The organism is Pseudomonas triticicola (assembly GCF_019145375.1).
GTDB lineage: Bacteria > Pseudomonadota > Gammaproteobacteria > Pseudomonadales > Pseudomonadaceae > Aquipseudomonas > Aquipseudomonas triticicola.
This window is the reverse complement of sequence record NZ_JAHSTX010000001.1, coordinates 4,452,869-4,478,228: the sequence shown is the minus strand read 5'-3', so window position 1 is coordinate 4,478,228 and position 25,360 is coordinate 4,452,869. Positions and strand designations below refer to the sequence as shown.

Genomic DNA, 25,360 nt, shown 5'->3' with positions numbered 1-25,360 from the left:
CACTTGACAGCAAATGAGGCTGCTGTAGAATGCGCGCCTCGGTTGAGACGAAAGATCTTAACCAACCGCTCTTTAACAACTGAATCAAGCAATTCGTGTGGGTGCTTGTGCAGTCAGACTGATAGTCAACAAGATTATCAGCATCACAAGTTACTCCGCGAGAAATCAAAGATGTAACCAACGATTGCTGAGCCAAGTTTAGGGTTTCTTAAAAACCCAAAGATGTTTGAACTGAAGAGTTTGATCATGGCTCAGATTGAACGCTGGCGGCAGGCCTAACACATGCAAGTCGAGCGGATGAAAGGAGCTTGCTCCTGGATTCAGCGGCGGACGGGTGAGTAATGCCTAGGAATCTGCCTGGTAGTGGGGGACAACGTTTCGAAAGGAACGCTAATACCGCATACGTCCTACGGGAGAAAGCAGGGGACCTTCGGGCCTTGCGCTATCAGATGAGCCTAGGTCGGATTAGCTAGTTGGTGAGGTAATGGCTCACCAAGGCGACGATCCGTAACTGGTCTGAGAGGATGATCAGTCACACTGGAACTGAGACACGGTCCAGACTCCTACGGGAGGCAGCAGTGGGGAATATTGGACAATGGGCGAAAGCCTGATCCAGCCATGCCGCGTGTGTGAAGAAGGTCTTCGGATTGTAAAGCACTTTAAGTTGGGAGGAAGGGCAGTAAATTAATACTTTGCTGTTTTGACGTTACCGACAGAATAAGCACCGGCTAACTCTGTGCCAGCAGCCGCGGTAATACAGAGGGTGCAAGCGTTAATCGGAATTACTGGGCGTAAAGCGCGCGTAGGTGGTTTGTTAAGTTGGATGTGAAATCCCCGGGCTCAACCTGGGAACTGCATCCAAAACTGGCAAGCTAGAGTATGGTAGAGGGTGGTGGAATTTCCTGTGTAGCGGTGAAATGCGTAGATATAGGAAGGAACACCAGTGGCGAAGGCGACCACCTGGACTGATACTGACACTGAGGTGCGAAAGCGTGGGGAGCAAACAGGATTAGATACCCTGGTAGTCCACGCCGTAAACGATGTCAACTAGCCGTTGGGAGCCTTGAGCTCTTAGTGGCGCAGCTAACGCATTAAGTTGACCGCCTGGGGAGTACGGCCGCAAGGTTAAAACTCAAATGAATTGACGGGGGCCCGCACAAGCGGTGGAGCATGTGGTTTAATTCGAAGCAACGCGAAGAACCTTACCAGGCCTTGACATCCAATGAACTTTCCAGAGATGGATTGGTGCCTTCGGGAACATTGAGACAGGTGCTGCATGGCTGTCGTCAGCTCGTGTCGTGAGATGTTGGGTTAAGTCCCGTAACGAGCGCAACCCTTGTCCTTAGTTACCAGCACGTAATGGTGGGCACTCTAAGGAGACTGCCGGTGACAAACCGGAGGAAGGTGGGGATGACGTCAAGTCATCATGGCCCTTACGGCCTGGGCTACACACGTGCTACAATGGTCGGTACAAAGGGTTGCCAAGCCGCGAGGTGGAGCTAATCCCATAAAACCGATCGTAGTCCGGATCGCAGTCTGCAACTCGACTGCGTGAAGTCGGAATCGCTAGTAATCGCGAATCAGAATGTCGCGGTGAATACGTTCCCGGGCCTTGTACACACCGCCCGTCACACCATGGGAGTGGGTTGCACCAGAAGTAGCTAGTCTAACCTTCGGGAGGACGGTTACCACGGTGTGATTCATGACTGGGGTGAAGTCGTAACAAGGTAGCCGTAGGGGAACCTGCGGCTGGATCACCTCCTTAATCGACGACATCAGCTGCTGCATGAGCTCCCACACGAATTGCTTGATTCATTGAAGAAGACGATAGAAGCAGCTTTAAGCTCCAAGCTGATAGCTCTGAGCTAACAGTTACAAGCTCGAAATTGGGTCTGTAGCTCAGTTGGTTAGAGCGCACCCCTGATAAGGGTGAGGTCGGCAGTTCGAATCTGCCCAGACCCACCAATTTTGTTATGGGGCCATAGCTCAGCTGGGAGAGCGCCTGCCTTGCACGCAGGAGGTCAGCGGTTCGATCCCGCTTGGCTCCACCATAAACTGCTTCGAAGTTTGAGAGTTTAGAAATGAATATTCGCACTGAATATTGATTTCTAGTCTTTTGATTAGATCGTTCTTTAAAAATTTGGGTATGTGATAGAAAGATAGACTGAACGTTACTTTCACTGGTAACGGATCAGGCTAAGGTAAAATTTGTGAGTTCTCTTAGTTGAGAAATTCGAATTTTCGGCGAATGTCGTCTTCACAGTATAACCAGATTGCTTGGGGTTATATGGTCAAGTGAAGAAGCGCATACGGTGGATGCCTTGGCAGTCAGAGGCGATGAAAGACGTGGTAGCCTGCGAAAAGCTTCGGGGAGTCGGCAAACAGACTTTGATCCGGAGATGTCTGAATGGGGGAACCCAGCCATCATAAGATGGTTATCTTGTACTGAATACATAGGTGCAAGAGGCGAACCAGGGGAACTGAAACATCTAAGTACCCTGAGGAAAAGAAATCAACCGAGATTCCCTTAGTAGTGGCGAGCGAACGGGGACTAGCCCTTAAGTGGCTTTGAGATTAGCGGAACGCTCTGGAAAGTGCGGCCATAGTGGGTGATAGCCCTGTACGCGAAAATCTCTTAGTCATGAAATCGAGTAGGACGGAGCACGAGAAACTTTGTCTGAATATGGGGGGACCATCCTCCAAGGCTAAATACTACTGACTGACCGATAGTGAACTAGTACCGTGAGGGAAAGGCGAAAAGAACCCCGGAGAGGGGAGTGAAATAGATCCTGAAACCGTATGCGTACAAGCAGTGGGAGCAGACTTTGTTCTGTGACTGCGTACCTTTTGTATAATGGGTCAGCGACTTATTTTCAGTGGCGAGCTTAACCGAATAGGGGAGGCGTAGCGAAAGCGAGTCTTAATAGGGCGTCTAGTCGCTGGGAATAGACCCGAAACCGGGCGATCTATCCATGGGCAGGTTGAAGGTTAGGTAACACTGACTGGAGGACCGAACCGACTACCGTTGAAAAGTTAGCGGATGACCTGTGGATCGGAGTGAAAGGCTAATCAAGCTCGGAGATAGCTGGTTCTCCTCGAAAGCTATTTAGGTAGCGCCTCATGTATCACTGTAGGGGGTAGAGCACTGTTTCGGCTAGGGGGTCATCCCGACTTACCAAACCGATGCAAACTCCGAATACCTACAAGTGCCGAGCATGGGAGACACACGGCGGGTGCTAACGTCCGTCGTGAAAAGGGAAACAACCCAGACCGTCAGCTAAGGTCCCAAAGTTATGGTTAAGTGGGAAACGATGTGGGAAGGCTTAGACAGCTAGGAGGTTGGCTTAGAAGCAGCCACCCTTTAAAGAAAGCGTAATAGCTCACTAGTCGAGTCGGCCTGCGCGGAAGATGTAACGGGGCTCAAACCATACACCGAAGCTACGGGTATCACCTTCGGGTGATGCGGTAGAGGAGCGTTCTGTAAGCCTGTGAAGGTGAGTTGAGAAGCTTGCTGGAGGTATCAGAAGTGCGAATGCTGACATGAGTAACGACAATGGGTGTGAAAAACACCCACGCCGAAAGACCAAGGTTTCCTGCGCAACGTTAATCGACGCAGGGTTAGTCGGTCCCTAAGGCGAGGCTGAAAAGCGTAGTCGATGGAAAACAGGTTAATATTCCTGTACTTCTGGTTATTGCGATGGAGGGACGGAGAAGGCTAGGCCAGCTTGGCGTTGGTTGTCCAAGTTTAAGGTGGTAGGCTGAGATCTTAGGTAAATCCGGGATCTTAAGGCCGAGAGCTGATGACGAGTTACCCTTTGGGTGACGAAGTGGTTGATGCCATGCTTCCAAGAAAAGCTTCTAAGCTTCAGGTAACCAGGAACCGTACCCCAAACCGACACAGGTGGTTGGGTAGAGAATACCAAGGCGCTTGAGAGAACTCGGGTGAAGGAACTAGGCAAAATGGCACCGTAACTTCGGGAGAAGGTGCGCCGGTGAGGGTGAAGGACTTGCTCCGTAAGCTCATGCCGGTCGAAGATACCAGGCCGCTGCGACTGTTTATTAAAAACACAGCACTCTGCAAACACGAAAGTGGACGTATAGGGTGTGACGCCTGCCCGGTGCCGGAAGGTTAATTGATGGGGTTAGCTAACGCGAAGCTCTTGATCGAAGCCCCGGTAAACGGCGGCCGTAACTATAACGGTCCTAAGGTAGCGAAATTCCTTGTCGGGTAAGTTCCGACCTGCACGAATGGCGTAACGATGGCGGCGCTGTCTCCACCCGAGACTCAGTGAAATTGAAATCGCTGTGAAGATGCAGTGTATCCGCGGCTAGACGGAAAGACCCCGTGAACCTTTACTATAGCTTTGCACTGGACTTTGAATTTGCTTGTGTAGGATAGGTGGGAGGCTTTGAAGCGTGGACGCCAGTTCGCGTGGAGCCATCCTTGAAATACCACCCTGGCAACTTTGAGGTTCTAACTCAGGTCCGTTATCCGGATCGAGGACAGTGTATGGTGGGTAGTTTGACTGGGGCGGTCTCCTCCTAAAGAGTAACGGAGGAGTACGAAGGTGCGCTCAGACCGGTCGGAAATCGGTCGTAGAGTATAAAGGCAAAAGCGCGCTTGACTGCGAGACAGACACGTCGAGCAGGTACGAAAGTAGGTCTTAGTGATCCGGTGGTTCTGTATGGAAGGGCCATCGCTCAACGGATAAAAGGTACTCCGGGGATAACAGGCTGATACCGCCCAAGAGTTCATATCGACGGCGGTGTTTGGCACCTCGATGTCGGCTCATCACATCCTGGGGCTGAAGCCGGTCCCAAGGGTATGGCTGTTCGCCATTTAAAGTGGTACGCGAGCTGGGTTTAGAACGTCGTGAGACAGTTCGGTCCCTATCTGCCGTGGACGTTTGAGATTTGAGAGGGGCTGCTCCTAGTACGAGAGGACCGGAGTGGACGAACCTCTGGTGTTCCGGTTGTCACGCCAGTGGCATTGCCGGGTAGCTATGTTCGGGAAAGATAACCGCTGAAAGCATCTAAGCGGGAAACTTGCCTCAAGATGAGATCTCACTGGAACCTTGAGTTCCCTGAAGGGCCGTCGAAGACTACGACGTTGATAGGTTGGGTGTGTAAGCGCTGTGAGGCGTTGAGCTAACCAATACTAATTGCCCGTGAGGCTTGACCATATAACACCCAAGCAATTTGCGCTTAAAAGCCAGATTGCGGTGTGTGAAGACGAAACGAACCGAAAGTTCGAAGCGCACAAACACCGAAAGCTATCACATACCCAATTTGCTGAAGCGAGGCCATCCGGTCACGAGTCAGTACCCGAATTTCTTGACGACCATAGAGCGTTGGAACCACCTGATCCCATCCCGAACTCAGCAGTGAAACGATGCATCGCCGATGGTAGTGTGGGGTTTCCCCATGTGAGAGTAGGTCATCGTCAAGATTAAATTCCGAAACCCCAATTGCGAAAGCAGTTGGGGTTTTGTTTTAGTAGAAGTTCCTGTTTTTGCTGGCTTGTTACCGTGTTGACGGGCCAGATAAAGAATTTCTTGACGACCATAGAACATTGGAACCACCTGATCCCATCCCGAACTCAGAAGTGAAACGATGTATCGCCGATGGTAGTGTGGGGTTTCCCCATGTGAGAGTAGGTCATCGTCAAGATTGAATTCCGAAACCCCTGTCTGCTAACGCAGACAGGGGTTTTGTCATTTAAGCGTGTACGAAAGATCAGGCCGTTCTGCGACTCTTGCTGCTGCGTCTTGCCTGCCACTTGCACCACCAGATATAAACTCCCGTCCCTGATAACCCCGCAATCAACACACCCAGTACCGCGATCATTACCTGCCCTGTCACCCCGATGATCCGTCCCCCATGTATCGGCAACTGGAGTCGATAGAACTGCTCTCCAAGCGTGCCCTGTCCTGCGATCTCCTGTCCCAAAAATCGGCCATCGGTACCGTGAAAGAACAACCAGGATTTTCCATGTGCGTCCGTATCGTGCTGTCCAAATCCTGCGCCGTAGAAGTTGTACTCAAAGCTGTAATACAACTCGCCGATTGCCGCCGTCAGTCCTAATCGTTTCCCTTCCTGCAATGCCCTTTCGTACGCCTGTTGATAACTTAGCTGTGTCGTCCCCAGTTGATTGGCGGGCATTCGTCCTCTGGCTTCATAAACGCTCGGCTCGATGGGCGAAAACAACGAAACTGCAGGCTTGAACACCTGGCTCGGCAAGTTCATCGCCACGCTGCTGACGGCGATCGGTAACAGCAGCAGCCACAACCACAATCCTCCGGCGCGATGCAGATCGAAGTTCAAGCGGTAGGCATGCCCGCCTTTGACCTTCCACGCAGTCGCCCACTTCTTCCAGAATGGCTTGCCGCGCGGCAAGGTCAGCCACAATGCGACAAAACAGTCGATCACCCAAGCGATCGCCACCCCACCCATCAACAGCAATCCCCAGTTACCGGGCAATGTCAGGTTGTAATGAAACTCCAGAATGAACGGGATGAAGTTCTCTCGCTGAAAACAGCATTCACCCCAGTAGCGCGCGCCTTTTTGCTCCGCGCTGACCGGGTCCAGATAGAACACCTGATTGCGCTCATCAAACGGCTGGCCCGTCGCCGGATCCTTACGCGGAACGGCCGCCAGTAGCGCCGTATGCCCCGTCTCATGGGGATACTCCATGTACCAGACTTGCAGTTTCGGATGTGCAGTCTGCACTGCATCTACCAACGCGCCCGGCGACAAGCGCTCACCCATTGACGTCGCCTCGTAGAACTGCGGATTCAGCCACTCATCCAATTCGTGATTAAACGCCAGCACACTGCCGGTCAGGCCGGCCAACAATAAAAACACCGCAGTAACCAAGCCAATATATCGATGCAACAAAACCAGAAACGCACGCATGGTAGACACCCCGAAGAAATGACAAAGCCAGCCCCTGATATCAGGGGCTGGCTTTTTTATGCACAGGACAAAGTTTTAGAACTGGTAGCTGACGGTCGCCGCTACGTTACGTTCTTCGCCCATGTAGCAGAAATTCAGACTGGCGCAGGACGCGACATAGGATTCGTTAGTCAGGTTGTTCGCGTTGAGCCGTACATCCACACCTTTCAAGCCGACCTTGCCCAAGTCATAACCAATCGAGGCGTCGAACAGCGTGTAAGACGGCACCTTCATCGTGTTCTCCGCATCGGCCCAGCTGTAGCCGACATAGCGCACCCCACCACCCAGGCGCAGCCCATCAAGTGCGGCGCTGTCGAACTTGTAGTCAGCCCACAGCGAGGCCATGTGTCGCGGCGCCTGAGTCGGTGAGTTGCCCTTGTTCTCGATGGCATCGGTCGGCGTGCTCAAGGTGCTGATCATCGATTTGGAATATTCGATATCAGTGAAGGTGTAACTGCCGAGCACTTTCAAGTTATCGGTCAGTTGCATATGCGCTTCCAGCTCCAGACCTTGCGAGCGCACGGCGCCGACCGCGCGATAGAAGTTTTCCTGCGGCAGTTTGGTCGCGAGGTTTTCCTGGTCGATGCGGAACAGCGAGGCGGTGAACAGGTTATCGGTGCCCGGCGGCTGATACTTCAAACCGACTTCCCACTGTGTGCCATCGGTAGGGGCGAGTGGATTACCGGCGCTGTCGGCATAAGAGTTCGGGTTAAACGACTCGGAGTAGCTGATGTATGGCGCCAGACCGTTATCAAACAGGTATAAAGCGCCGGCACGCCCAGTGAGTTTCGTGCGCCGATCATTGATCTCTGTACCCACCGGGCGCCCCGCTTCGGCGATACGGTTTTCATCGGATGTCTCGACCCAGTCCTGACGCAGGCCCAGCGAGAAGCGCCACTTGTCCATCTCGATCAGGTCTTGCAGGTACACACCGGTCTGTTCGAGGCGACGCAGATAGCTGGTCTCGCCGTACATCTCGATCGCCGAGTTGCCGTATACCGGATTGAACGCATTGATTGGCGCGAGGCCACCGCTGGTCCAGTCGACCACGGTTTTGCGCCGTTGATAATCCGCGCCCATCAGGACTGTGTGCTTGGTCGCGCCGGTGAAGAATTCGGCCTGCAGCATGTTGTCGACGATGAACGCATGCAGGCGCTCATCACCGCCGGTGTAATAGCGGTTCAGTTCATTGCTGGTCGGGGTGGTCCAGCCATAGGCGTAGACCTGATCCATGTTCACTTTGGAATCGAGATAGCGGAAGTTCTGCCGGGCGGTGAAGACATCGTTGAAACGATGTTCGAACTGATAGCCGAACGACTGCTGGTCACGAGAGTAGCCGTCGATCCCCGGCTCGCCCTCGAAGAAGCGCGGCGAGATGCGCTCGCCATTGCGCTGATGGATCGTGCCGTCCGCCGGAACGCCGCCGTGGTAACCACCGTCCGGATCGTGTTGCAGATAGGCCTGCAGGGTCAGCGAGGTGTCTTCGCTGAAATCGATGCTCAACGTCGGCGCGAGGGCGAAGCGTTTTTCCTTGTTGTGATCGAATTGCGTGTCGGACTGATCGCTCAATCCGGTCAGACGATAGGCAATGCGCTTGTCGTCATCGACCGGACCGCTGAAGTCAAAACCAATCCCGCGCTGGCCTTGCGTCCCCACTGTCGCCTGCACCTGATGGTAGGCCTCATACAACGGCTTTTTGCTGGTCAGCGCGACCAGACCGCCGGGCGAGCTACGGCCGTACAGCACCGATGACGGGCCTTTGAGAATATCCACGCGTTCAAGGAAATACGGATCGACCTGCATGGTGCTGTAGGTGCCGCTGTCGCCCATCGACTTGAGGCCGTCGAGGTAGATGTTGTCCACCGAGCCGTCGTTGAAACCGCGCATCGCCACGTAGTCGTAACGATGGGTGGCGCCATACGGGTTGGTCAGCACACCCGGGGTGTAGCGCATCGCTTGCGAGACGGTTTGCGAGCCTTGGTCATCCATTTGCTCACGCGTCACCACCGATACGCTTTGCGAGGTCTCCAGCAGGGCGGTACTGGTCTTGGTGGCGATCTGGCTGTGCGTGGCGTTGTAGCCGGCCATGCTGCCCAGCGCGTTGCCGAGGGCGAAGCCTTTGATGTCGGTGGTCGGCAAGGCCAGCGCTTCGCTTTCAGCCAGCGGGCGCAGAATGTAGCTGCTGCCGTCCTGGCTGACGGCTTCCAGCCCTGAGCCACCGAGCAAATGGCTCAAGGCCTGGTCGGTCGAATATTCACCCTGCACGCCGGGAGATTGCTGACCTTGGGTCTGTTGCGGCGTCATCGCCAGGGTGATACCGGCCTGCCGGGCAAACTGATTCAACGCCTCGCCCAATGGCCCGGCAGCAATGTTGTAGCGGTGGCTGATCTCGGTGCCGGTGTTGGCGGCCAGACTCAGGCTCGGTAATACGCTGACGCCCAGCGCGGTGGTCAGCAGTGCCGCCCGAACCGCATGGCGCAGTAGTGTCGATTCTGCAGTGAAATTCAGAGGGTTCTTACAAGTGGCGCGGACAGTCATTGTGGATTTCCGTAGGCAGTCGCGAGGGCTGATTTGAAGTGCTTACTGACTAAGCCGGACTGCCTGGAAAAACCCGCCAAAAATAATCACACCGCACGTTCCAGGGTCACCCACCAGCGGGTGCGATAACGCAATTGCACCGGCAGCGTCTGCGGCAGGACCGCCAGCAGCCTGTCGGTGTCCTCCAGACGGAACACCCCAGAAAGGCGCAGGTCTGCGATATCCGCCGAACAATGGAGATAACCCGGGCGATAACGGCCGACTTCAGCGAGGAAGTCACCCAGCCGCATATTGCGCGTGACAATCAAACCGTCGAGCCAGGCGCCCGCATCCATATCCGGCGTCGGCGCTGCGCGCAAACCGCTTTGATCGACCAGAAAACTCTGCCCGGCGAGTGCTTCGAGGGAATGACTGCCAGCGCGAACCAACACCCGGCCACGGGTAACGCTGAGCCGCGTGCACTGTTCTTCCTGACGCAAAATGAAACGCGCATCGAACGGCGCATAAGTGCCGTGGCGATTCTGTATGCGCAGCGGTCGATCGGCCGCCGCGTCTTCGTCAGCGCCGCCGCAGGTAACGATGATCTCGCCACGGGTCAGTTTGATCAGGCGCTGCTGCGCGGTGTAATCCAGGTCTACGGCGCTGGCGGTGTTTAGTTCGATGCGCGTGCCGTCGGGCAACTGGAAACCGCGCCGTTCGCCAGTCGCTGTCGCGTAGTCGGCGCTCCATTGCTGCCAGGCGGCGCTGTCCTTGGCCAGCCACGCGGCAGATCCCATCAGCAGCGCGCCGGACAACAACTTCAAGGCCTGGCGACGGCCCAGTCCTTGCGCACTGTTTTCCAAGGTGTTGAAAGCGACCTGCGCACCCGGCACGGCGCGCAGACTGGAACTCAATTCGGCTTGCAGCGACTGCACCCGCTGCCAGGCGATTTCATGTTCGTAATGCTCGGCGCGCCACTGCTCGCATTGGCGAGTCAGCCGCGAATTGCCGTGGTTGTTGCGCAGCCGCAGCAGCCAGTGAATTGCTTGCTTGACCACCTGTTGGCGCGGTTCGACGCGGCGAGCGAGTGAGAGGTTATCCACAGGCATCAGCTTTCATACCGCAACACATAGCAGTGATACAGCGCATCGGCGACGTAGCGTTCCACTGAACGTACCGACACGCCCAACTGCTCGGCGATCTGTTTGTGAGTCAAACCTTCGCACTGCGCCAGGAGAAACGCCTGACGCACTTTCGGCTTCAGTCCTTCGAGCATGCGCGCAATGCTTTCCAGCAGTTCCAGCACCAACGCGCGCGATTCGGCATCAGGTACTTCGCCTTCAGGCAAGTGAGCAATGGTCTCCAGATACGCCCGCTCGATTTCCTCGCGGCGCCAATGATCGATCACCAGACCGCGCGCGATGGTTCGCAAGAAAGCTCGGGGCGCTTTCAGTTCGAGGCGTTCGGTACGTTGCAGCAGGCGCAGGAAAGTGTCCTGAGCCAGATCCGCCGCATCCGCTGCGTTGCCCAGCCGCGCGCGCAGCCAAGCGTTGAGCCAGCCGTGATGACTACCGTAAAGCGCCTGTACGACCAACTCAGGTGAAGACATGACCACGCCAGCCCGAACGTCACAAATGATAATTAGTCGCATTGTCATCAAGGGTTACAGATTTTGCAACTGCTGCCCCCATGTCGATGCGAAAAATTCCCTCGCAGCCGCTCTGGCACGCCGTTCGGCGGGAATCCTGTTCAAAACCCGCCCATTTCTCACGCGCCCCTAAGATTTCTCCGCCGCTGGCCGACAGACTGGTGAGAAATGCGTGCACCAAAGTAGAGCGGCCAGAAGAACGCTGCCTGCGCCGTACATGGAATGTTGCATCCGGAAACGCATCCCCACTTTTGGCATAAGAAGTCCCATGAAATGAATCTCAAGTTCAGCCATAAAATCCTCCTGGCCGCTTCGGGCGTCGTGGTCCTGGCGTTCGCCTTGTTCACGCTCTACAACGATTATCTGCAGCGAAACACCATTCGCCAGAACCTGCAGTCCTCCGTGCAACAGGCCGGTGACCTCACCGCCAGCAGCGTGCAGAACTGGATGAGCGGGCGCATTCTGGTGCTGGAAAACCTCGCGCAGAACGTAGCCCATCAAGGCAGGAATGCCGACTTGCCGGGCCTTGTCGATCAGCCGGCCTTCACGTCGAACTTCCAGTTCACTTACGTCGGGCAGGCCAACGGTGTCTTCACCCAGCGCCCCGATGCGAAGATGCCGGACGGTTACGATCCGCGTCAGCGGCCTTGGTACAAGCAGGCCGTGGCCGCCGACAAAACCATGCTGACCCCGCCATATATGGCGGCAGTCGGCGGTTTGGTGGTGACCATCGCCATGCCGGTGAAAAAGGACGGTGAATTGCTCGGTGTGGTCGGTGGTGACCTGAGCCTGGAAACCCTGGTGAAGATCATCAACTCGGTGGACTTCGGTGGCCTCGGCCATGCGTTTCTGGTCAGTGCCGACGGTCAGGTGATCGTCAGCCCGGACAAAGATCAGGTAATGAAAAACCTCAAGGACATCTACCCGAACACCAGCGTGCGCATCGAGAAGGGCAACCAGAACGTGGTGCTCAACGGCCAGGAACGCATTCTTTCGTTCACCCCGGTCAGCGATCTGCCGAACGCGCAGTGGTACATCGGTCTGTCGATCGATCGCGCCAAGGCCTACGCTGCACTCAGCCAATTCCGCACCTCGGCGTTGATCGCCATGTTTGTCGCAGTCGCGGCGATTGCGTTGCTGTTGAGCCTGTTGATCAATGTGTTGATGCGTCCGCTGACCACTATGGGCCGCGCGATGAAAGACATCGCCCAGGGCGAGGGCGATCTGACCCGGCGTCTGGTGGTCGAGAGCAAAGACGAGTTCGGTGAACTGGGCAGCGCGTTCAACCAGTTCGTTGAACGGATTCACGCATCGATTTCCGAAGTGTCGTCGGCGACCCGTCAAGTACATGACCTGTCGCAACGGGTGATGGCGTCGTCCAACGCTTCGATCGTCGGTTCCGACGAGCAAAGTGCGCGCACCAACAGCGTCGCGGCGGCGATCAATCAGCTGGGCGCCGCTACTCAGGAGATCGCGCGCAACGCGGCGGATGCTTCGCAGCACGCCAGTGGCGCTTCCGAGCAGGCCGATGATGGTCGTCAGGTGGTCGAGCAGACCATTCAGGCGATGACCGAGCTGTCGCAGAAGATCAGCCTGTCGTGCACGCAGATCGAAACCCTGAACGCGAGCACCGACAACATTGGCCACATTCTCGATGTAATCAAAGGCATCTCGCAGCAGACCAACCTGCTGGCGCTCAACGCTGCCATCGAGGCCGCGCGTGCCGGTGAAGCCGGGCGCGGTTTTGCCGTGGTCGCCGATGAGGTGCGCAACCTTGCGCATCGCACCCAGGAATCGGCGGAAGAGATCCACAAGATGATCACCTCGCTGCAGGTCGGCTCGCGTGAGGCGGTGAGCACGATGAACGCCAGTCAGGCGTCCAGCGAGCAAAGCGTGGAAGTGGCGAATCAGGCCGGTCTGCGTCTGGTCAGCGTGACCCAGCGCATCGGCGAAATCGACGGCATGAACCAATCGGTTGCAGCGGCGACTGAAGAGCAGACGGCGGTGGTGGAAACGCTGAACGTCGACGTCAACCAGATCAACCTGTTGAACCAGCAGAGCGTGGCCAACCTCAACGAAACGTTGAAGGATTGTGATGCGTTGTCGCAGCAGGCGAACCGGTTGAAGCAGTTGGTCGACAGTTTCAAGATCTGATTCACAGATCGCAGACCGCGTTATCGTTCTTCGCGAGCAGGCTCGCTCCCACAGGGAAATGCAATCAAAATGCGGGAGCGAGCCTGCTCGCGAAAGCGGCGGTTCAATCACCGCCAAACCGATGCCTTAAACAAACAGCTTCAGCACATTGCCCATCGCATCATCGGCAAACCCCTGCACAAAATCCCTGAACCCCGGCAATGCTTCATCCCCACCCGCAGCCGGTTCGGCAATGATCGTCCAGGTCGCTCGCGACTTCCCTGCGCTCAGCGACTCCACTTGCATCGCCGCCCACAGATTCGCCACCCCCAACGTGTTGTAAATCGTCGTCCAGGTCATGCGCCGCGCCTGTTCATCGCGCGAGTTGAGTTGTTCGACCACGACGTTGCCGTCCTTGAAGATTTTCTTGCGCAGCGATGACACGCCCTCACCGGTCATTTCGGTGTGCGACAGCGCCGGAATGAATCGTTCGAAGCCTGCGAAATCGCCAACGATCGCCCAGATTTTTGCCGCGTCCGCCGACACTTCCACCGACGACACAACGTGGCAGCCTTGCGGGTTTTTGATCAGGGTGTCGGGTTGCAGATTGCTCATGGTGTTGCTCCTTGTTGATGAGTCAGATGAAGTTGATTTCTTTCAGGTAGTCGCAGCCGCGACGCAGCAGCGCCGGGGATTTCTGTGGGTAGTGCGCGCCCATCTGCCGCACGCCGGCCTCGGCGTTGGCGTGACCGATAAGGGAGATGTCGCCGATGTCTTCTTCGAAGCCGTTGAGGTAGAAACCGAGCACGCCGAACAGCGCGTTGTCGGCGTCGACCCGACTCAATTGCTGCTGCCAGTCGGCGACGCTGACCAGCGCAAACTCGCTGCCGGTTTCGCTGAACGAAGCGACGTAGGCATCCCAGCTCAGCGGCTCGGGGTTGTGCAGATTGAACACCGCGCGATCCGCTGAATAACGGCTGGCATGGAAGGCGATGAAGCGGGCGAGAAAGTCCACCGGCATCAGGTCGAAATTCAGCGCAAAGGCCGGTACCTGACCGAGCTGGATCGAGCCTTTGAGCATCAGCATCAAGCGGTTCTTGTGCGGCTGGCAAACGCCGCTCAGGCTGTTGAAGCTTATGTTGCCGGGGCGATACAGATTGACCCGCACACCACACTCGCGCGCACGTTCGAGGATGCGTTCGCCGACCCACTTCGACAGGTTGTAGCCGTTGCGAATATAGATCGGCGGCGTCGCTGCGGCGGGCAGTTCCAGCACTCGGCCGGCGTCATCCACGGTGCTGGATGCCGACAGGGTCGAGACGAAGTTGAAGACCTTTTTGCGCTGCCCTTCGCACAGCTTCAGCAGGGCGAAAATCGGCTCGACGTTGTCCGCTGCCAGGGACTCGTAATCGAGCACGTGGTTGACGTTGGCGGCGTTGTGCACCAGCGCGCCGAACTCGCGGTCCAGACGCTGATAATCCTCATCGCCCAGGCCAAGTTGCGGACGGCTGATATCAGCTGCGTAAACCCGCACACGGCTCAGGTCGAGGTGCTCCAGACGGTTCTCGCGCAGTGCCTGAGCGAAGCGTTGCGCCGCCGTTTGCCCAACGCCGTCGCGCACCAGACAGGCCACTTCGCTGGCGCCCCAACCGAGCAGCGCTTCGACGATGTGCACGCCGACAAAACTGTTGGCACCGGTGACGATGACCTTGTGCACATTGCCCATGCGGCTGATCGGCAACGGTTCGATATCCAGCGCGCGCTCGGCGTCGGCCATGGCTTGGGCGCTGAGCACGGCGCTGTCATCGGTGCCGCGCACCAGCGTCGCCAGTTTGCTGATCGTGGGCAGTTCGATGAAGCGATTGATCGAAATGCTCCGGCCGAATTCCTCGCGCAAGCGCAGCAACATCCGCGACAGCAGAATCGAATGTCCGCCGAGATTGAAGAAGCTTTCGTCAGTGGAAATGTCGCTGATCGGCAGTTCCAGCAGTTCGGCCCAGACCTCAAGAAGCAGCGCTTCGTCAGCATTGGCCGGCAGGCATTTCGCAGCGCTGTCCTGCACCGTCACCGGCAATGCGAGCAGCGCCTTGCGATCGACTTTGCCGTTACTGGCAAACGGCATCTGCGCCAGTTCGGTCCACGCTCCCGGTTGCATGTAGTCCGGCAGAAACTGCCGGGCGTGAGCCTTCAATGCGTCGCGGGCAGTCTCGGTCTGTGGCTGGGCGAAGAACGCCAGAATGCGCCGCTGATTGTCGATGACCACGGCGATTTGCCGATACATGCGGCTCTCGCGCAGGCAGCGCTCGATCTCTTCCGGCTCGACGCGGAAGCCACGGATTTTCACCTGATTGTCGCGCCGCCCGCACAGCTCGATACCGTGCTCGCCCCACTTGGCCATGTCGCCGCTACGGTAGGCGCGCAGGGTTTCGCCGCCGGGCAGTGACAGGCTCAGATAACGCTCGGCGGTCTGCTGCGGATTGTTCAGGTAACCGAGGCAGACACCGGGGCCGACGATGAATAGTTCACCGACGGTTTGATCGGGCGCCGGTTGCAGATCGTCGTCGAGAATCAGCACCCGACTGTTAGCGATCGGCCCTCCCAGCGTGCGGTTGCTGTCGCCCGGTTTGAGCTGGCGCGCGGTGATCAGCACGGTGGCTTCGGTCGGGCCATACAGGTTGTGCAGGGTGCCTTGGCGGGTCAGTTGCTCGATGACGTACGGCTCGCAGACATCACCGCCGGTCATCACCTGCACGCCCTCCAGTTGCTCCAGCGGCAGGATGCTCAACAGCGCCGGCGGCAAGAAGGCGTGGGTCAGTTGCCGCCGGCGAATCAGCGCAATCAGCTGCAAAGGATCGCGGCGCTGGGTGTCGTCGGGCACGACCAGTTCCGCCCCTGCGAGCAGGCTGGGAAAGATGTCGATCAGTGACGAATCGAAGCTCAGCGAAGAGAACTGCAACACCCGGCTCTCGGCGTGCAACTGCACGTAGTCGGCGTACCACGCGGTGAAGTGGGCGAGATTGGCCTGGCTGAGCAGCACGCCTTTCGGATGCCCGGTGGTACCCGAGGTGTAGAGCGCCATGCACGGCGCTTCGAGCTCGGGCCAGCGCTGCATCAGCGGCTGGCCGAGATCGGCGTCCGTCGCCCCGATGTCACTGACATCCAGCCCCGCTATCGACTCGCTGAGCGCCTGTTGTCCATCGTGAAGCAACAGCACCGCGCCGGCGTTTTCCAGGATGTATTGCTGACGCGGCAATGGATGGCTCGGCTCCAGTGGCAAGTACACCGCGCCGCTGCCGAGAATCGCCAGAATCGAGGCAAACAGCGCCGGGCTTTTGCCTTGGCAGACACCGACCACCCACGGCTGCGGATGTTGCTCAAGCAAGGGCAGCAACCGCTGCTGGATCGCCCGGCTGTGGGCGTGCAATTGGCGGTAGCTGATGGACTGTCCGCCGAGGTGCAGCGCCGGTCGATCGGCATGCTCGATCAGGCTTTGCTGCAGACGCTCGATCAGCGGGATCTGCGCTTGTTGCAGCAGCGCCGGGTTTGCCGTGTCGTTGAGACGGTGGACATACGCTAGCTTGTCGAGAAACAGCAAGTCTTCCAGGCGTTCGAAATCCGGTGCCTTGAGGGCTGGGGCGTGGCGCAAATAATCGGCATCGCGGGAAAAGCGGCTGACCAGCAACGACACCTCATCGACCACATGGGCGAGCGCTCGTTGGCGTAGCGACTGACCGTTGCCGGACGGCTCATCGCCGATCGGCACACGGCTGATCAGCGACGAGCCGAGGAAGCACAGCAAGTCGAGGGTCGGCAGGCCGCCATGCTCTTGCGCGGCGACACCCAGGCGCAGGTGCAGATGCGGGATGGCGCAGAAGTCGCCGGCAGCGATAAAGCCATCGTCGATGATCAGATTCACCGCCGCTTGAGCCACGCCGCTGCGGGTCACAGCATGGCCATGCTGTTCGAGCTCCCGGGCCAGATCGGTCATGGCCTGGCCGGCGCCGGTGAGCAAAATGTCGAGACGTTTCATGTCAGCCTCCTCAAACCAGATAGTCGCGCAGGGCGTGCTGCACGCACGGTGTGGCGAGCAGCGAGCTGTTGTGGAAAAACCTGACGATGTTGCCTACCAGCGGGTGGTGGCGATTGATCGGGAAGGCCAGGCCGGCGATTTCTTCACGCAGTGAATGCCGCGTGGTTTCGCTGACCGGCAGCGCGTCGATCAGGCGCAAGTCGAAGGACTTCTGGATGTCGTTGGTCAGGTAATGGCCGATGAACACCGGCAGAATCTGCGCGATGGTTTCGCGGTCCGCGTCGCTGGCGGTGTGCCAATAGATGCGCACCATGTGCGCCCAGAAACTCGAGTGGCGACCCTCGTCGAGCAAGTGGTCGGCCATCAGGCCCTTGATCGACGGCTTGACCGAATCGTCGCGGGCGAACGCGGCGACATCGCCGGTCACGGTGTTTTCGGCGATCGCCACGCAGATCAATTCCACCGCGCTGCGCAGGTGGTCCGGCGCCAGCGCAACAGCGGCGGGAATCGCCCGGCTCAGCTCGATTTCATCGGGCAATTGAATCGGCTCGATACCTGTCAGCGCGACCGTCTGCTGCATGAAGTCCATGGCCACCAGCGCGTGGTAATCCTCATCGACCACCACGGTCATCGCGTCGTAGCGACAGGCGAACGGGAACGCCACGGCAAAGCGATTCTTGGCAATGCTGCGGGCGGTCTTGTCGACGATTTCCGTCTCGAAAATCACAACGTCGTTGATGAATTTGTACAACGTCTGCACCAAGGCGAAATCACGTTGTTGCGGGCATTCACGCAAGAAGGTTTCGCTGAGTACCAGCGGCTGGCGGCTGAGCGGGTAGATCAGGCGCTGATCGTCTTCCAGCAGCCGCCGGGGACGGGTGCGAATGGTCGCGCGGCTTTCCCAGGCGTCGGCGAAGGATTGATAGTCGGTTGCGTTCATTGGGCCACCTCGGCTACTTCTGCGCCCATGCTCAGGCGCAACCCGTTCCACAGGGTGATGCGGCTTTCCACGGCGGCGATGGCACTGGCATAAACCTCGGCTTCGCGCTGCGGATCGCCGTCGACCAGACGCTCCAGCAACTGCTCGGCGGCGGGGCCGTGATCTTCGGAATCGACTTCGATATGCCGTTGCAGGTAGTAACGGAAAGTTGGTGCCTGTTCGATGCCGATGCCCCAGTCATCGAGAATGCGCTGGAACATCGTCGGAATGACGCTCTCGCGACCGTGCAGGAACGCAGCAGCGACGCTGTGTCCGGGTGCTTCCAGAGCCGTGCGCAAAGTATCGCGGACAAACTGCGCCGCCGCCGGGTCGACGTCGACGCTCTGCAACGCGACGTCATAACTCACGCCTTCCTGCTGCAGGGCGACAAAGCGCTCTACCGCCGTGGTGCTCGCGCCGATCTCGCGCATCGCATCCAGGTACAACTCGAAGTGGCTGTAATGGCCGGCATCGAGGCGATCGTCCGATTCCTCTCCCAGCACAATCTCGTTGATCAACCGCGCCGCGTGGGGATCGCGCGGCGGCAACCAGGGTAAACGCGTGCAGGTCAGTTCCTGTTGCAGGCGCTTTGTCAGCGACATGAAGTCCCATACGGCAAATACATGGGTTTCCATGAAACGGCGTAATACCGATAACGAAGTAATCTCGGAAAAGATCGGGTGAATACTCAGTTCGGCTTTCTTCTGGGCGAGTTGCTGCTTAGTGGGCATCATGATGTCCTTTATCATTGATATGAAATGCACAGTTCTTTCAGTTGCTGTAAGCGGTTGAGCGAGTTGGATAGCAAGTTAGTCGGGCAAATATTGATTGCGCTGTGGCGCCGTTGCGGCGCCATGGGTGCTGCGGTTGCTGCGTGAGATATGCCGCGCTGAACGGCGACGTTCAAACCTGGCGAGAGAAAAACTAATACAGGGCAAATGTATTTAACAAGTTTATTTTAAATTATTTTAAGTTGGCTGTTTTTTGAATATGAGAGTGGCCGATAAAACTTTCAGGCCAAGTTTTATTAGGGCGTAGTTACTCCTTTCGGCTAATAACGGCCAAAATCGATAACAAGAGTGAATGCCTCACTCGAAGCAACTTTTAAACAAGGGGATTGATTGAATTTAAAGGGGGCGAAAGTTGGCCGGGACCGGCGCCATGACTTCCTGTTTCCCGTGACAAGGCTCCTTCCGTAGGTTCCTGTTGCGGGGACTGTGCCGTCAGGGCGGCGCGTCCCCGTTCTGTAGGGGTGGCGCTGGAAGAGTGCGGGTAAATTGCCGTCAGGGCTATTACCGATTGGTCATCGGCGGGCAGCAGAAATGCGTCGGCAGGGCCGGGGCGGGCACCAGTGGGCACGCCGCTCCGCTGCCAGAGCCGGCAGCAGAGCGGTCGCGAAGATTTGTAAGGGGATTATTCGACGTACGAGATATCAGCGTGCGGTGTGACGCTTCTGTGCGGCGGGAGTCGCTAGGTAGCGGGTGATGACCTCAACGCCCCGATTGAGGTGCTGCTCCAGCATTTCGAGCGAGCGCGGTATGTCCCGCTGGATCACGGCCCGAAGCATGGCGCGGTGGTCATCCTGGGACAGCTTGCCCAGGCCCATCGCTTCCAGATTGAACCGCAGAAAACGTTCTTCTTCGTTCAGGCCGTCCTCCACCAGGCGCAGCAGTCGCTGGTTGGGCGCCTTGCTGTACAAGGCCATGTGAAAGAGACGGTTGAGGCGGCCGATTTCGTTGTAGTCGTGCTGCGCTTCCAGTTCGTCGATGTAGCCAGCGGCGAGTTGATGCTCGGCCTCAGTCAGCAGCGGAATGGACTGCCGCAATGCCTCGGATTCGAGCAGAATGCGCAACTCGTAGGTTTCAGCGGCATCGCCCTGGATCAGCGGGGCGACCACGGCGCCTTTGTGCGTGGTGACGCTGAGCAGCTCCTGCGCTTCGAGCTGGCGCAAGGCTTCGCGCACCGGCATGCGGCTGACCCCGAACAGATCGGCCAGATCCTGTTGGCGCAACGCAGTGCCACAGGGCAGGCGTCCATCGAGGATGGCCGAGCGCAGGGTTTCTTCAATCACCGACCGGGCCAGATGCGCAGGAATCGGTCCTTCGACTTTGATGCTGTGCAGCGGTTTGGGCTTCTGAGTCACGACAACACACCCTGTAGGTCGTAATATTTGGATCCAAATGACACTAGTGATTGCTCTACAGGTTGTCAAACCTTGTAAAACAAAGCGCTGCAATCTGAAGTCTAGCGCGTCTTCGATGATCTCACGGTGCCATTGTTTTTTGCGGGGCTAAGCTTCACCATCAAACGCTTCCTTTCTGTCCTTCTGGAAACCTGCAGTGGCGGTACGTTTCGCGATCCCTCGGACCTTGCGCTGGCTTGGCTGCGCATTGCTGCTGGCCGGCGTCATGCTGGGCGGTCTGCACGCCGATTGGGATTTTTCCGCGATCAGCCGCAAGGCCACGGCTCTCTATGGGCCACTGGGCGCGGGGCAGCAGCGCATCGACGCCTGGCAGAATCTGCTGGCGACGCAGAAGCAGGCCAGTGAGATGGACAAGCTCAAAGTGGTGAACCTGTTTTTCAACAAGCAGGTGCGTTACGTCGAAGACATCGATCTGTGGCGCGAAGTGGATTATTGGGAAACCCCTATCGAAGCGCTGTGGAAGGGCGCCGGCGACTGCGAAGACTACGCCATTGCCAAGTACTTCAGCCTGCGCCATCTCGGCGTTTCCAGTGACAAGCTGCGCATCACCTACGTCAAGGCGCTGCGCCAGAACCGCGCGCACATGGTGTTGACGTACTATGCGACCCCCGATGCCATGCCGCTGGTGCTTGACAGCCTGATCGATCCGATCCAGCCGGCGTCGCAGCGGACCGATTTGCTGCCGGTCTACTCTTTCAATGCCGAAGGTCTGTATCTGCCCGGCGCCAAGGGCAATAAAAAGGTCGGCGACACCAAACGCCTGTCGCGCTGGCAGGATGTGCTGAAAAAAATGCAGGCCGAAGGTTTTCCGGTCGAGACGACTAACTAGGAGCACGCGCTCAGATGTCTTTGTTCAAACAGCTGTTGATCGCTATCTGTCTGTTCCTGGTCGTGGCCTTCACCGGCAGCTTCATGGTCAGCCTGGAGAGCTCGCGCACCCAGTACGTCAATCAGTTGCGCTCCCACGCACAGGACGCGGCGACGGCGCTGGCATTGTCGCTGACGCCGAATATCGACGACCCGGCGATGGTCGAGCTGCTGGTCAGTTCGATTTTCGACAGCGGCTATTACGCGAGCATCCGCGTGGTCGACGTGAAGACCGAGCAGACCATTGTCGAGCGCAGCGGTGCCCCGGCGGTGAGCAATGTGCCGGACTGGTTCGTCAGACTGATCGGCCTCGAACCAGCGGGTGGCGATGCGCTGGTCAGCCGTGGCTGGGAGCAGGCGGCGCGGGTCGAGGTGGTCAGCCATCCGATGTTCGCCGTGGCCAAGCTATGGCAGAGCGCACTGGGCAGCCTTGGCTGGTTGCTGATCTGCGGCGTATTGAGTGCGGTGCTCGGCGCGCTGTTGCTGCGTCGGCAGTTGAAGCCCCTCGATTACATGGTCCAGCAGTCCCATGCGATTGCCCGCCGCGAGTTTCTCAGCCTGCCGGATCTGCCGCGCACGCCTGAATTGCGTCGCGTGGTGCAGGCAATGAATCAGATGGTCGAGAAGCTCAAGACGCTGTTCCAGGAGCAGGCCGAGCGCAGTGAAAAACTGCGTACCGAGTCCTATCAGGACAACCTCACCGGCCTGGCCAATCGCCGCTATTTCGAGATGCAATTGAACAACCGCGTGAGCAACCCGGAGCAGGCCAGTTCCGGTTATCTGCTGCTGTTGCGGGTCAAGGACCTGGCCGGTCTCAACCAGCGTCTCGGCGGCCAGCGTACTGACCAATTGCTCAAGGCCGTCGGTGAGCAACTGACCCGCGAGTGCGCCAGATATCCACAAACCCAGGACTTGGTCACGCGTATTCGCGGCGGTGAATTCGCCGTGCTGGCGCCGGGGCTGGTGCGCGAGGAAGCGTTGCAGCTGGCGCAGAATCTCGACAATGCCTTGAGCAGCCTGCATGCCACCGGCGCGACCGATGTGCCGGCGGTGGCTTCGATCGGGCTGGCGCCCTTCGCTCACGGCGACTCCCCGCAAGCGGTGCTGACACTGGGCGATCAGGCACTCGCGCAGGCCGAAGGGCAGGGCGAGCAGAATTGGGCGTGCATCGATCAGAGTCTGGTGGCGGAGGTCGGCGATGATCACCACGCCTGGCATCGACTGCTGGATCAGGCCTTGAGTCAGCAGCGTTTCGAGTTGTATTTCCAACCGGTGGTCGCTGCGCAGGACACGCAACTGGTGCTGCATTACAAGGTCCTGTCGCGCTTGCTCGACGAGCAGGGCCAGACCATTCCCGCCGGGCGCTTTCTGCCGTGGCTGGAGCGCTTCGGCTGGACCGCGCGGCTCGATCGGCTGATGCTCGAACGCGTGCTCGAGCAGATGAAGGGGCACGAGGATTCGCTGGCGCTGAACCTGTCCTCGGCAACGCTGGCCGACCCGCAGGCGCTGAACAAAGTCTTTGAAATTCTGCGGGCGCATTCCAGTCTCGGCGCGCGTCTGACTCTGGAAATCGGCGAGGAGCAATTGCCTGAACAGGCCGTGCTGGAGCAGTTGACCCGACGCCTGCGCGAGCTTGGCTTCTCGCTGAGCCTGCAGCGCTTCGGCGGGCGCTTCAGCATGATCGGCAACTTGGCGCGGTTGGGTCTGGCGTATTTGAAGATCGACGGCAGCTACATTCGGGCGATTGATCAGGAGAGCGACAAGCGCCTGTTCATCGAAGCGATCCAGCGCGCGGCGCACAGCATCGATTTGCCGCTGATTGCCGAACGGGTCGAGACTGAAGGGGAGCTGTCAGTGATTCGCGAGATGGGCTTGTATGGCGTGCAGGGGCAGTTGCTCGGTGAGCCGAAGCCTTGGGGGTGAGCCAAGAAGCGCCCTCACCCTAACCCTCTCCCAAAGGGAGAGGGGACTGGCCTGATCTGGTCAAACGATACTGGACACGGTTATAGGGTTTAGGTCATTTCTCATGCTGCCAAGGCTTCCATTGCTACCGGAGTCCGATATCCGTTGTGACTGTGCAGCCTGATCCGATTGTAATAATGGGTCAGGTAGCGCAACACATCGGTACTAGCCTCATCTTCGTTTCGGTAGCCAGCCTTGGGTATCCATTCAGATTTCAAACTGCCAAAGAAACGCTCCATCGGGGCGTTATCCCAGCAGTTTCCTCGTCGACTCATGCTTTGTTTTATGCGCATGTCCGCCAGCATTTGACGAAATACTTTACTGCTGTAATGACAGCCCTGATCCGAATGGAACATTAGGTTTTCAGGGCGTCCTCGCGACTCGAAAGCCATCTTTAACGCTCGACAGGTCAGAGCTGAATCCGGACTTCTGGACATCGCCCAGCCGACGATGCGCCGGGCATGCAGATCAAGTACAGCAGCCAGATAAACCCATTAAGTACCGGCCCAAATGTAAGTCACGTCGCCACACCACACTCGATTGGGGGCCTCGACATTGAATTTACGCTCCAAATGATTGGGGGCGTATTGCGCCTCCGCACCGCTGGGTTTGTAACGATGCCTGCGCCGTTGCTGGCTCTTCAACCCGAGCTCGCGCATCAGGCTACGAGCCATGTAACGACCCACCGACTCTTTTTCGTTACACAACGCCTTTGCCAAGCTGCGCGCGCCCATTGATCCACGACTTTGCTCATGTAATTCAGCAGCCTTGATCTTAAGGCGATCGCGCTCGACATCCACGTTTGTCCGCTGTTTCAGACGCTCGTAATAACTGCTGCGGTTGATTCCAAATACAACGCACAACTCGGATCTTGAATATTGCTCGCTTAACTCCTCGACCAGCCTTACCGATCGAGGGAATCCGACATCAAGAGAGCTGTAGCCTTTTTTAAAATTTCCTTCTCACGCTCAATCCGTCGAATTGTTGCTTCCAGTTCCTGGATGCGTTGTTGGTCAACGGTCATGGCTTTGGACTTCTCAGGCGTCTTGCCGCTGCGCTCCGCGCGCAACTGCTCAACCCAGCGGCGTAGAGCTGTAGGGCCCACACCCATTGCTTCGCAGGCTTCACTCACCGAATAGTCTTTATCCAAAACCAGGCAAGCCGCATCCCGTTTGAAATCTGTCGAAAAATATCGTCTGGTCATATCACACCTCGTAGCTGGGCGTAGATTACCGCCCTTTAGAGGTGTCCAGAATCATTAAGCCAGATCAGCCGTGGGATATTTCCGAGATACGCCGACGTGCAAGAGCTCCACTGAATCCAAAATCGACTCGGTCTCTCAGGTCGATGGATAGCGCAAGACACCTCGATCGGCCGCCTCTCCCAAAGGGAGAGGGGACTGGCCGTGGGATATTTACGAGATACGCCGACGTGCAAGAGCTCCACTGAATCCAAAATCGACTCGATCTCTCGGGTCGATGGATAACGCCAGACACCTCAATCGGCTCCCTCTCCCTCCGGGAGAGGGGACTGACCGTGGGATATTTACGAGATACGCCGACTTGCAAGAGCTCCACTGAATCCAAAATCGACTCGATCTCTCAGGTCGATGGATAGCGCAAGACACCTCGATCGGCCCCCTCTCCCTCCGGGAGAGGGCTGGGGTGAGGGTAAGCTTTGGATCTTGGGAGGATCAGATCAACCCGCCCTCATCCTCATCGATCAACTGGCTCAACCCGCCCAGTGCTTCACGCGCCTGGGTGCGGTCCATCAGTTTGGCCTGGGCCGCCGCCGGCAGGTCAGTGACGCGGATCACGCCTTTCTGGGTCAGCACCTGAATCAGGTCGTCGAGTACCCGAATCATTTCAAAGTCGCTCTGCTTGAGCTGTCTGAGGCTGTTTTCCACGGCTTCGTTGGCGTACCACGCCTGGATCTCATGGTTATCGGCGGGCAGCGTTTCCGTGGCCTCGGCATAGGCCGCAGCTTCCACGCGAATCAACTGGCCTTGCGCATCGCGTTGCACGTAAAACATTGAGCATCCCTCACAAATGAACAGCGTCATGCTGT

Annotated in this window: 13 protein-coding genes, 2 tRNA genes, 4 rRNA genes and 2 pseudogenes; 10 read left to right on the top strand and 11 right to left on the bottom strand. The window is 57.6% G+C overall.

Features of this window, described 5'->3' with window-relative positions:
- Positions 1-228 precede the first annotated feature (228 nt).
- From KVG85_RS19665 to rrf (KVG85_RS19640), 6 genes are all read left to right on the top strand, one after another.
- Positions 229-1,765, top strand: a 16S ribosomal RNA gene (locus KVG85_RS19665).
- A 123-nt stretch (positions 1,766-1,888) separates the two neighbouring features.
- Positions 1,889-1,965, top strand: a tRNA-Ile gene (locus tag KVG85_RS19660).
- Positions 1,966-1,975: 10 nt separating this feature from the next.
- Positions 1,976-2,051: transfer RNA gene (locus tag KVG85_RS19655), tRNA-Ala, on the top strand.
- A 238-nt stretch (positions 2,052-2,289) separates the two neighbouring features.
- Positions 2,290-5,183, top strand: a 23S ribosomal RNA gene (locus KVG85_RS19650).
- Between the two features lie 150 nt (positions 5,184-5,333).
- Positions 5,334-5,449 (top strand): 5S ribosomal RNA (gene rrf, locus KVG85_RS19645).
- Between the two features lie 105 nt (positions 5,450-5,554).
- Positions 5,555-5,670: ribosomal RNA gene (rrf, locus tag KVG85_RS19640) — 5S ribosomal RNA — on the top strand.
- Together the 16S, 23S and 5S rRNA genes with 2 tRNA genes alongside form the textbook arrangement of a ribosomal RNA operon.
- Positions 5,671-5,736: 66 nt before the next feature.
- On the opposite strand, the gene KVG85_RS19635 is transcribed toward rrf (KVG85_RS19640), so the two are convergent.
- The 4 genes from KVG85_RS19635 to KVG85_RS19620 form a co-directional block, all read right to left on the bottom strand.
- Positions 5,737-6,915, bottom strand: a complete 1,179-nt coding sequence (locus KVG85_RS19635) for a PepSY-associated TM helix domain-containing protein (protein ID WP_217864721.1) — start codon at positions 6,913-6,915, stop codon at positions 5,737-5,739.
- A gap of 75 nt (positions 6,916-6,990) precedes the next feature.
- Entirely contained in the window at positions 6,991-9,492 is a 2,502-nt protein-coding gene (locus KVG85_RS19630) for a TonB-dependent siderophore receptor (protein ID WP_217864720.1), read from the bottom strand.
- 86 nt (positions 9,493-9,578) lie between these two features.
- On the bottom strand, positions 9,579-10,580 hold the full coding sequence (locus tag KVG85_RS19625) for a FecR domain-containing protein (RefSeq protein ID WP_217864719.1): 1,002 nt from the start codon (positions 10,578-10,580) through the stop codon (positions 9,579-9,581).
- Complete coding sequence (locus KVG85_RS19620; protein ID WP_041479723.1) at positions 10,580-11,080, bottom strand: sigma-70 family RNA polymerase sigma factor; 501 nt, start codon at positions 11,078-11,080, stop codon at positions 10,580-10,582. Before KVG85_RS19620 ends, KVG85_RS19625 begins: the two co-directional genes overlap by 1 nt.
- 261 nt (positions 11,081-11,341) lie before the next feature.
- Here KVG85_RS19620 and KVG85_RS26375 point away from each other — a divergent pair.
- Positions 11,342-12,418: pseudogene (locus tag KVG85_RS26375) on the top strand (HAMP domain-containing protein); the annotation flags it as partial.
- A 69-nt stretch (positions 12,419-12,487) separates the two neighbouring features.
- Positions 12,488-13,273 carry a methyl-accepting chemotaxis protein gene (locus KVG85_RS26370; RefSeq protein ID WP_370593577.1) on the top strand — a complete coding sequence of 262 codons (786 nt, stop codon included), beginning with the start codon at positions 12,488-12,490 and terminating at the stop codon, positions 13,271-13,273.
- A 126-nt stretch (positions 13,274-13,399) separates the two neighbouring features.
- Here the strand turns inward: KVG85_RS26370 and KVG85_RS19610 are convergent, their stop codons facing one another.
- From KVG85_RS19610 to KVG85_RS19590, 5 genes are all read right to left on the bottom strand, one after another.
- On the bottom strand, positions 13,400-13,867 hold the full coding sequence (locus KVG85_RS19610; RefSeq protein ID WP_217864717.1) for an SRPBCC family protein: 468 nt from the start codon (positions 13,865-13,867) through the stop codon (positions 13,400-13,402).
- Between the two features lie 22 nt (positions 13,868-13,889).
- A complete protein-coding gene (locus tag KVG85_RS19605) occupies positions 13,890-17,282 on the bottom strand; it encodes a non-ribosomal peptide synthetase (RefSeq protein WP_217864716.1) in 3,393 nt (1,130 codons plus the stop codon).
- A gap of 10 nt (positions 17,283-17,292) precedes the next feature.
- Positions 17,293-18,222 carry a diiron oxygenase gene (locus KVG85_RS19600; protein ID WP_217864715.1) on the bottom strand — a complete coding sequence of 310 codons (930 nt, stop codon included), beginning with the start codon at positions 18,220-18,222 and terminating at the stop codon, positions 17,293-17,295.
- Positions 18,219-18,995 carry a DUF3050 domain-containing protein gene (locus tag KVG85_RS19595; protein ID WP_217864714.1) on the bottom strand — a complete coding sequence of 259 codons (777 nt, stop codon included), beginning with the start codon at positions 18,993-18,995 and terminating at the stop codon, positions 18,219-18,221. Before KVG85_RS19595 ends, KVG85_RS19600 begins: the two co-directional genes overlap by 4 nt.
- Positions 18,996-19,693: 698 nt before the next feature.
- Complete coding sequence (locus KVG85_RS19590) at positions 19,694-20,404, bottom strand: GntR family transcriptional regulator (RefSeq protein ID WP_217864713.1); 711 nt, start codon at positions 20,402-20,404, stop codon at positions 19,694-19,696.
- Positions 20,405-20,600: 196 nt separating this feature from the next.
- Here KVG85_RS19590 and lapG point away from each other — a divergent pair, with 196 nt between their 5' ends.
- Positions 20,601-21,293 (top strand): cysteine protease LapG, encoded by a 693-nt coding sequence (gene lapG, locus KVG85_RS19585; protein WP_041479715.1) that lies wholly within the window; start codon positions 20,601-20,603, stop codon positions 21,291-21,293.
- Between the two features lie 14 nt (positions 21,294-21,307).
- Complete coding sequence (gene lapD, locus KVG85_RS19580) at positions 21,308-23,254, top strand: cyclic di-GMP receptor LapD (protein WP_217864712.1); 1,947 nt, start codon at positions 21,308-21,310, stop codon at positions 23,252-23,254.
- A gap of 101 nt (positions 23,255-23,355) precedes the next feature.
- Here the strand turns inward: lapD and KVG85_RS19575 are convergent.
- Positions 23,356-24,497: pseudogene (locus tag KVG85_RS19575) on the bottom strand (IS3 family transposase).
- A 489-nt stretch (positions 24,498-24,986) separates the two neighbouring features.
- A complete protein-coding gene (locus KVG85_RS19570; protein ID WP_042610141.1) occupies positions 24,987-25,325 on the bottom strand; it encodes a hypothetical protein in 339 nt (112 codons plus the stop codon).
- Between the last annotated feature and the right edge of the window lie 35 nt (positions 25,326-25,360).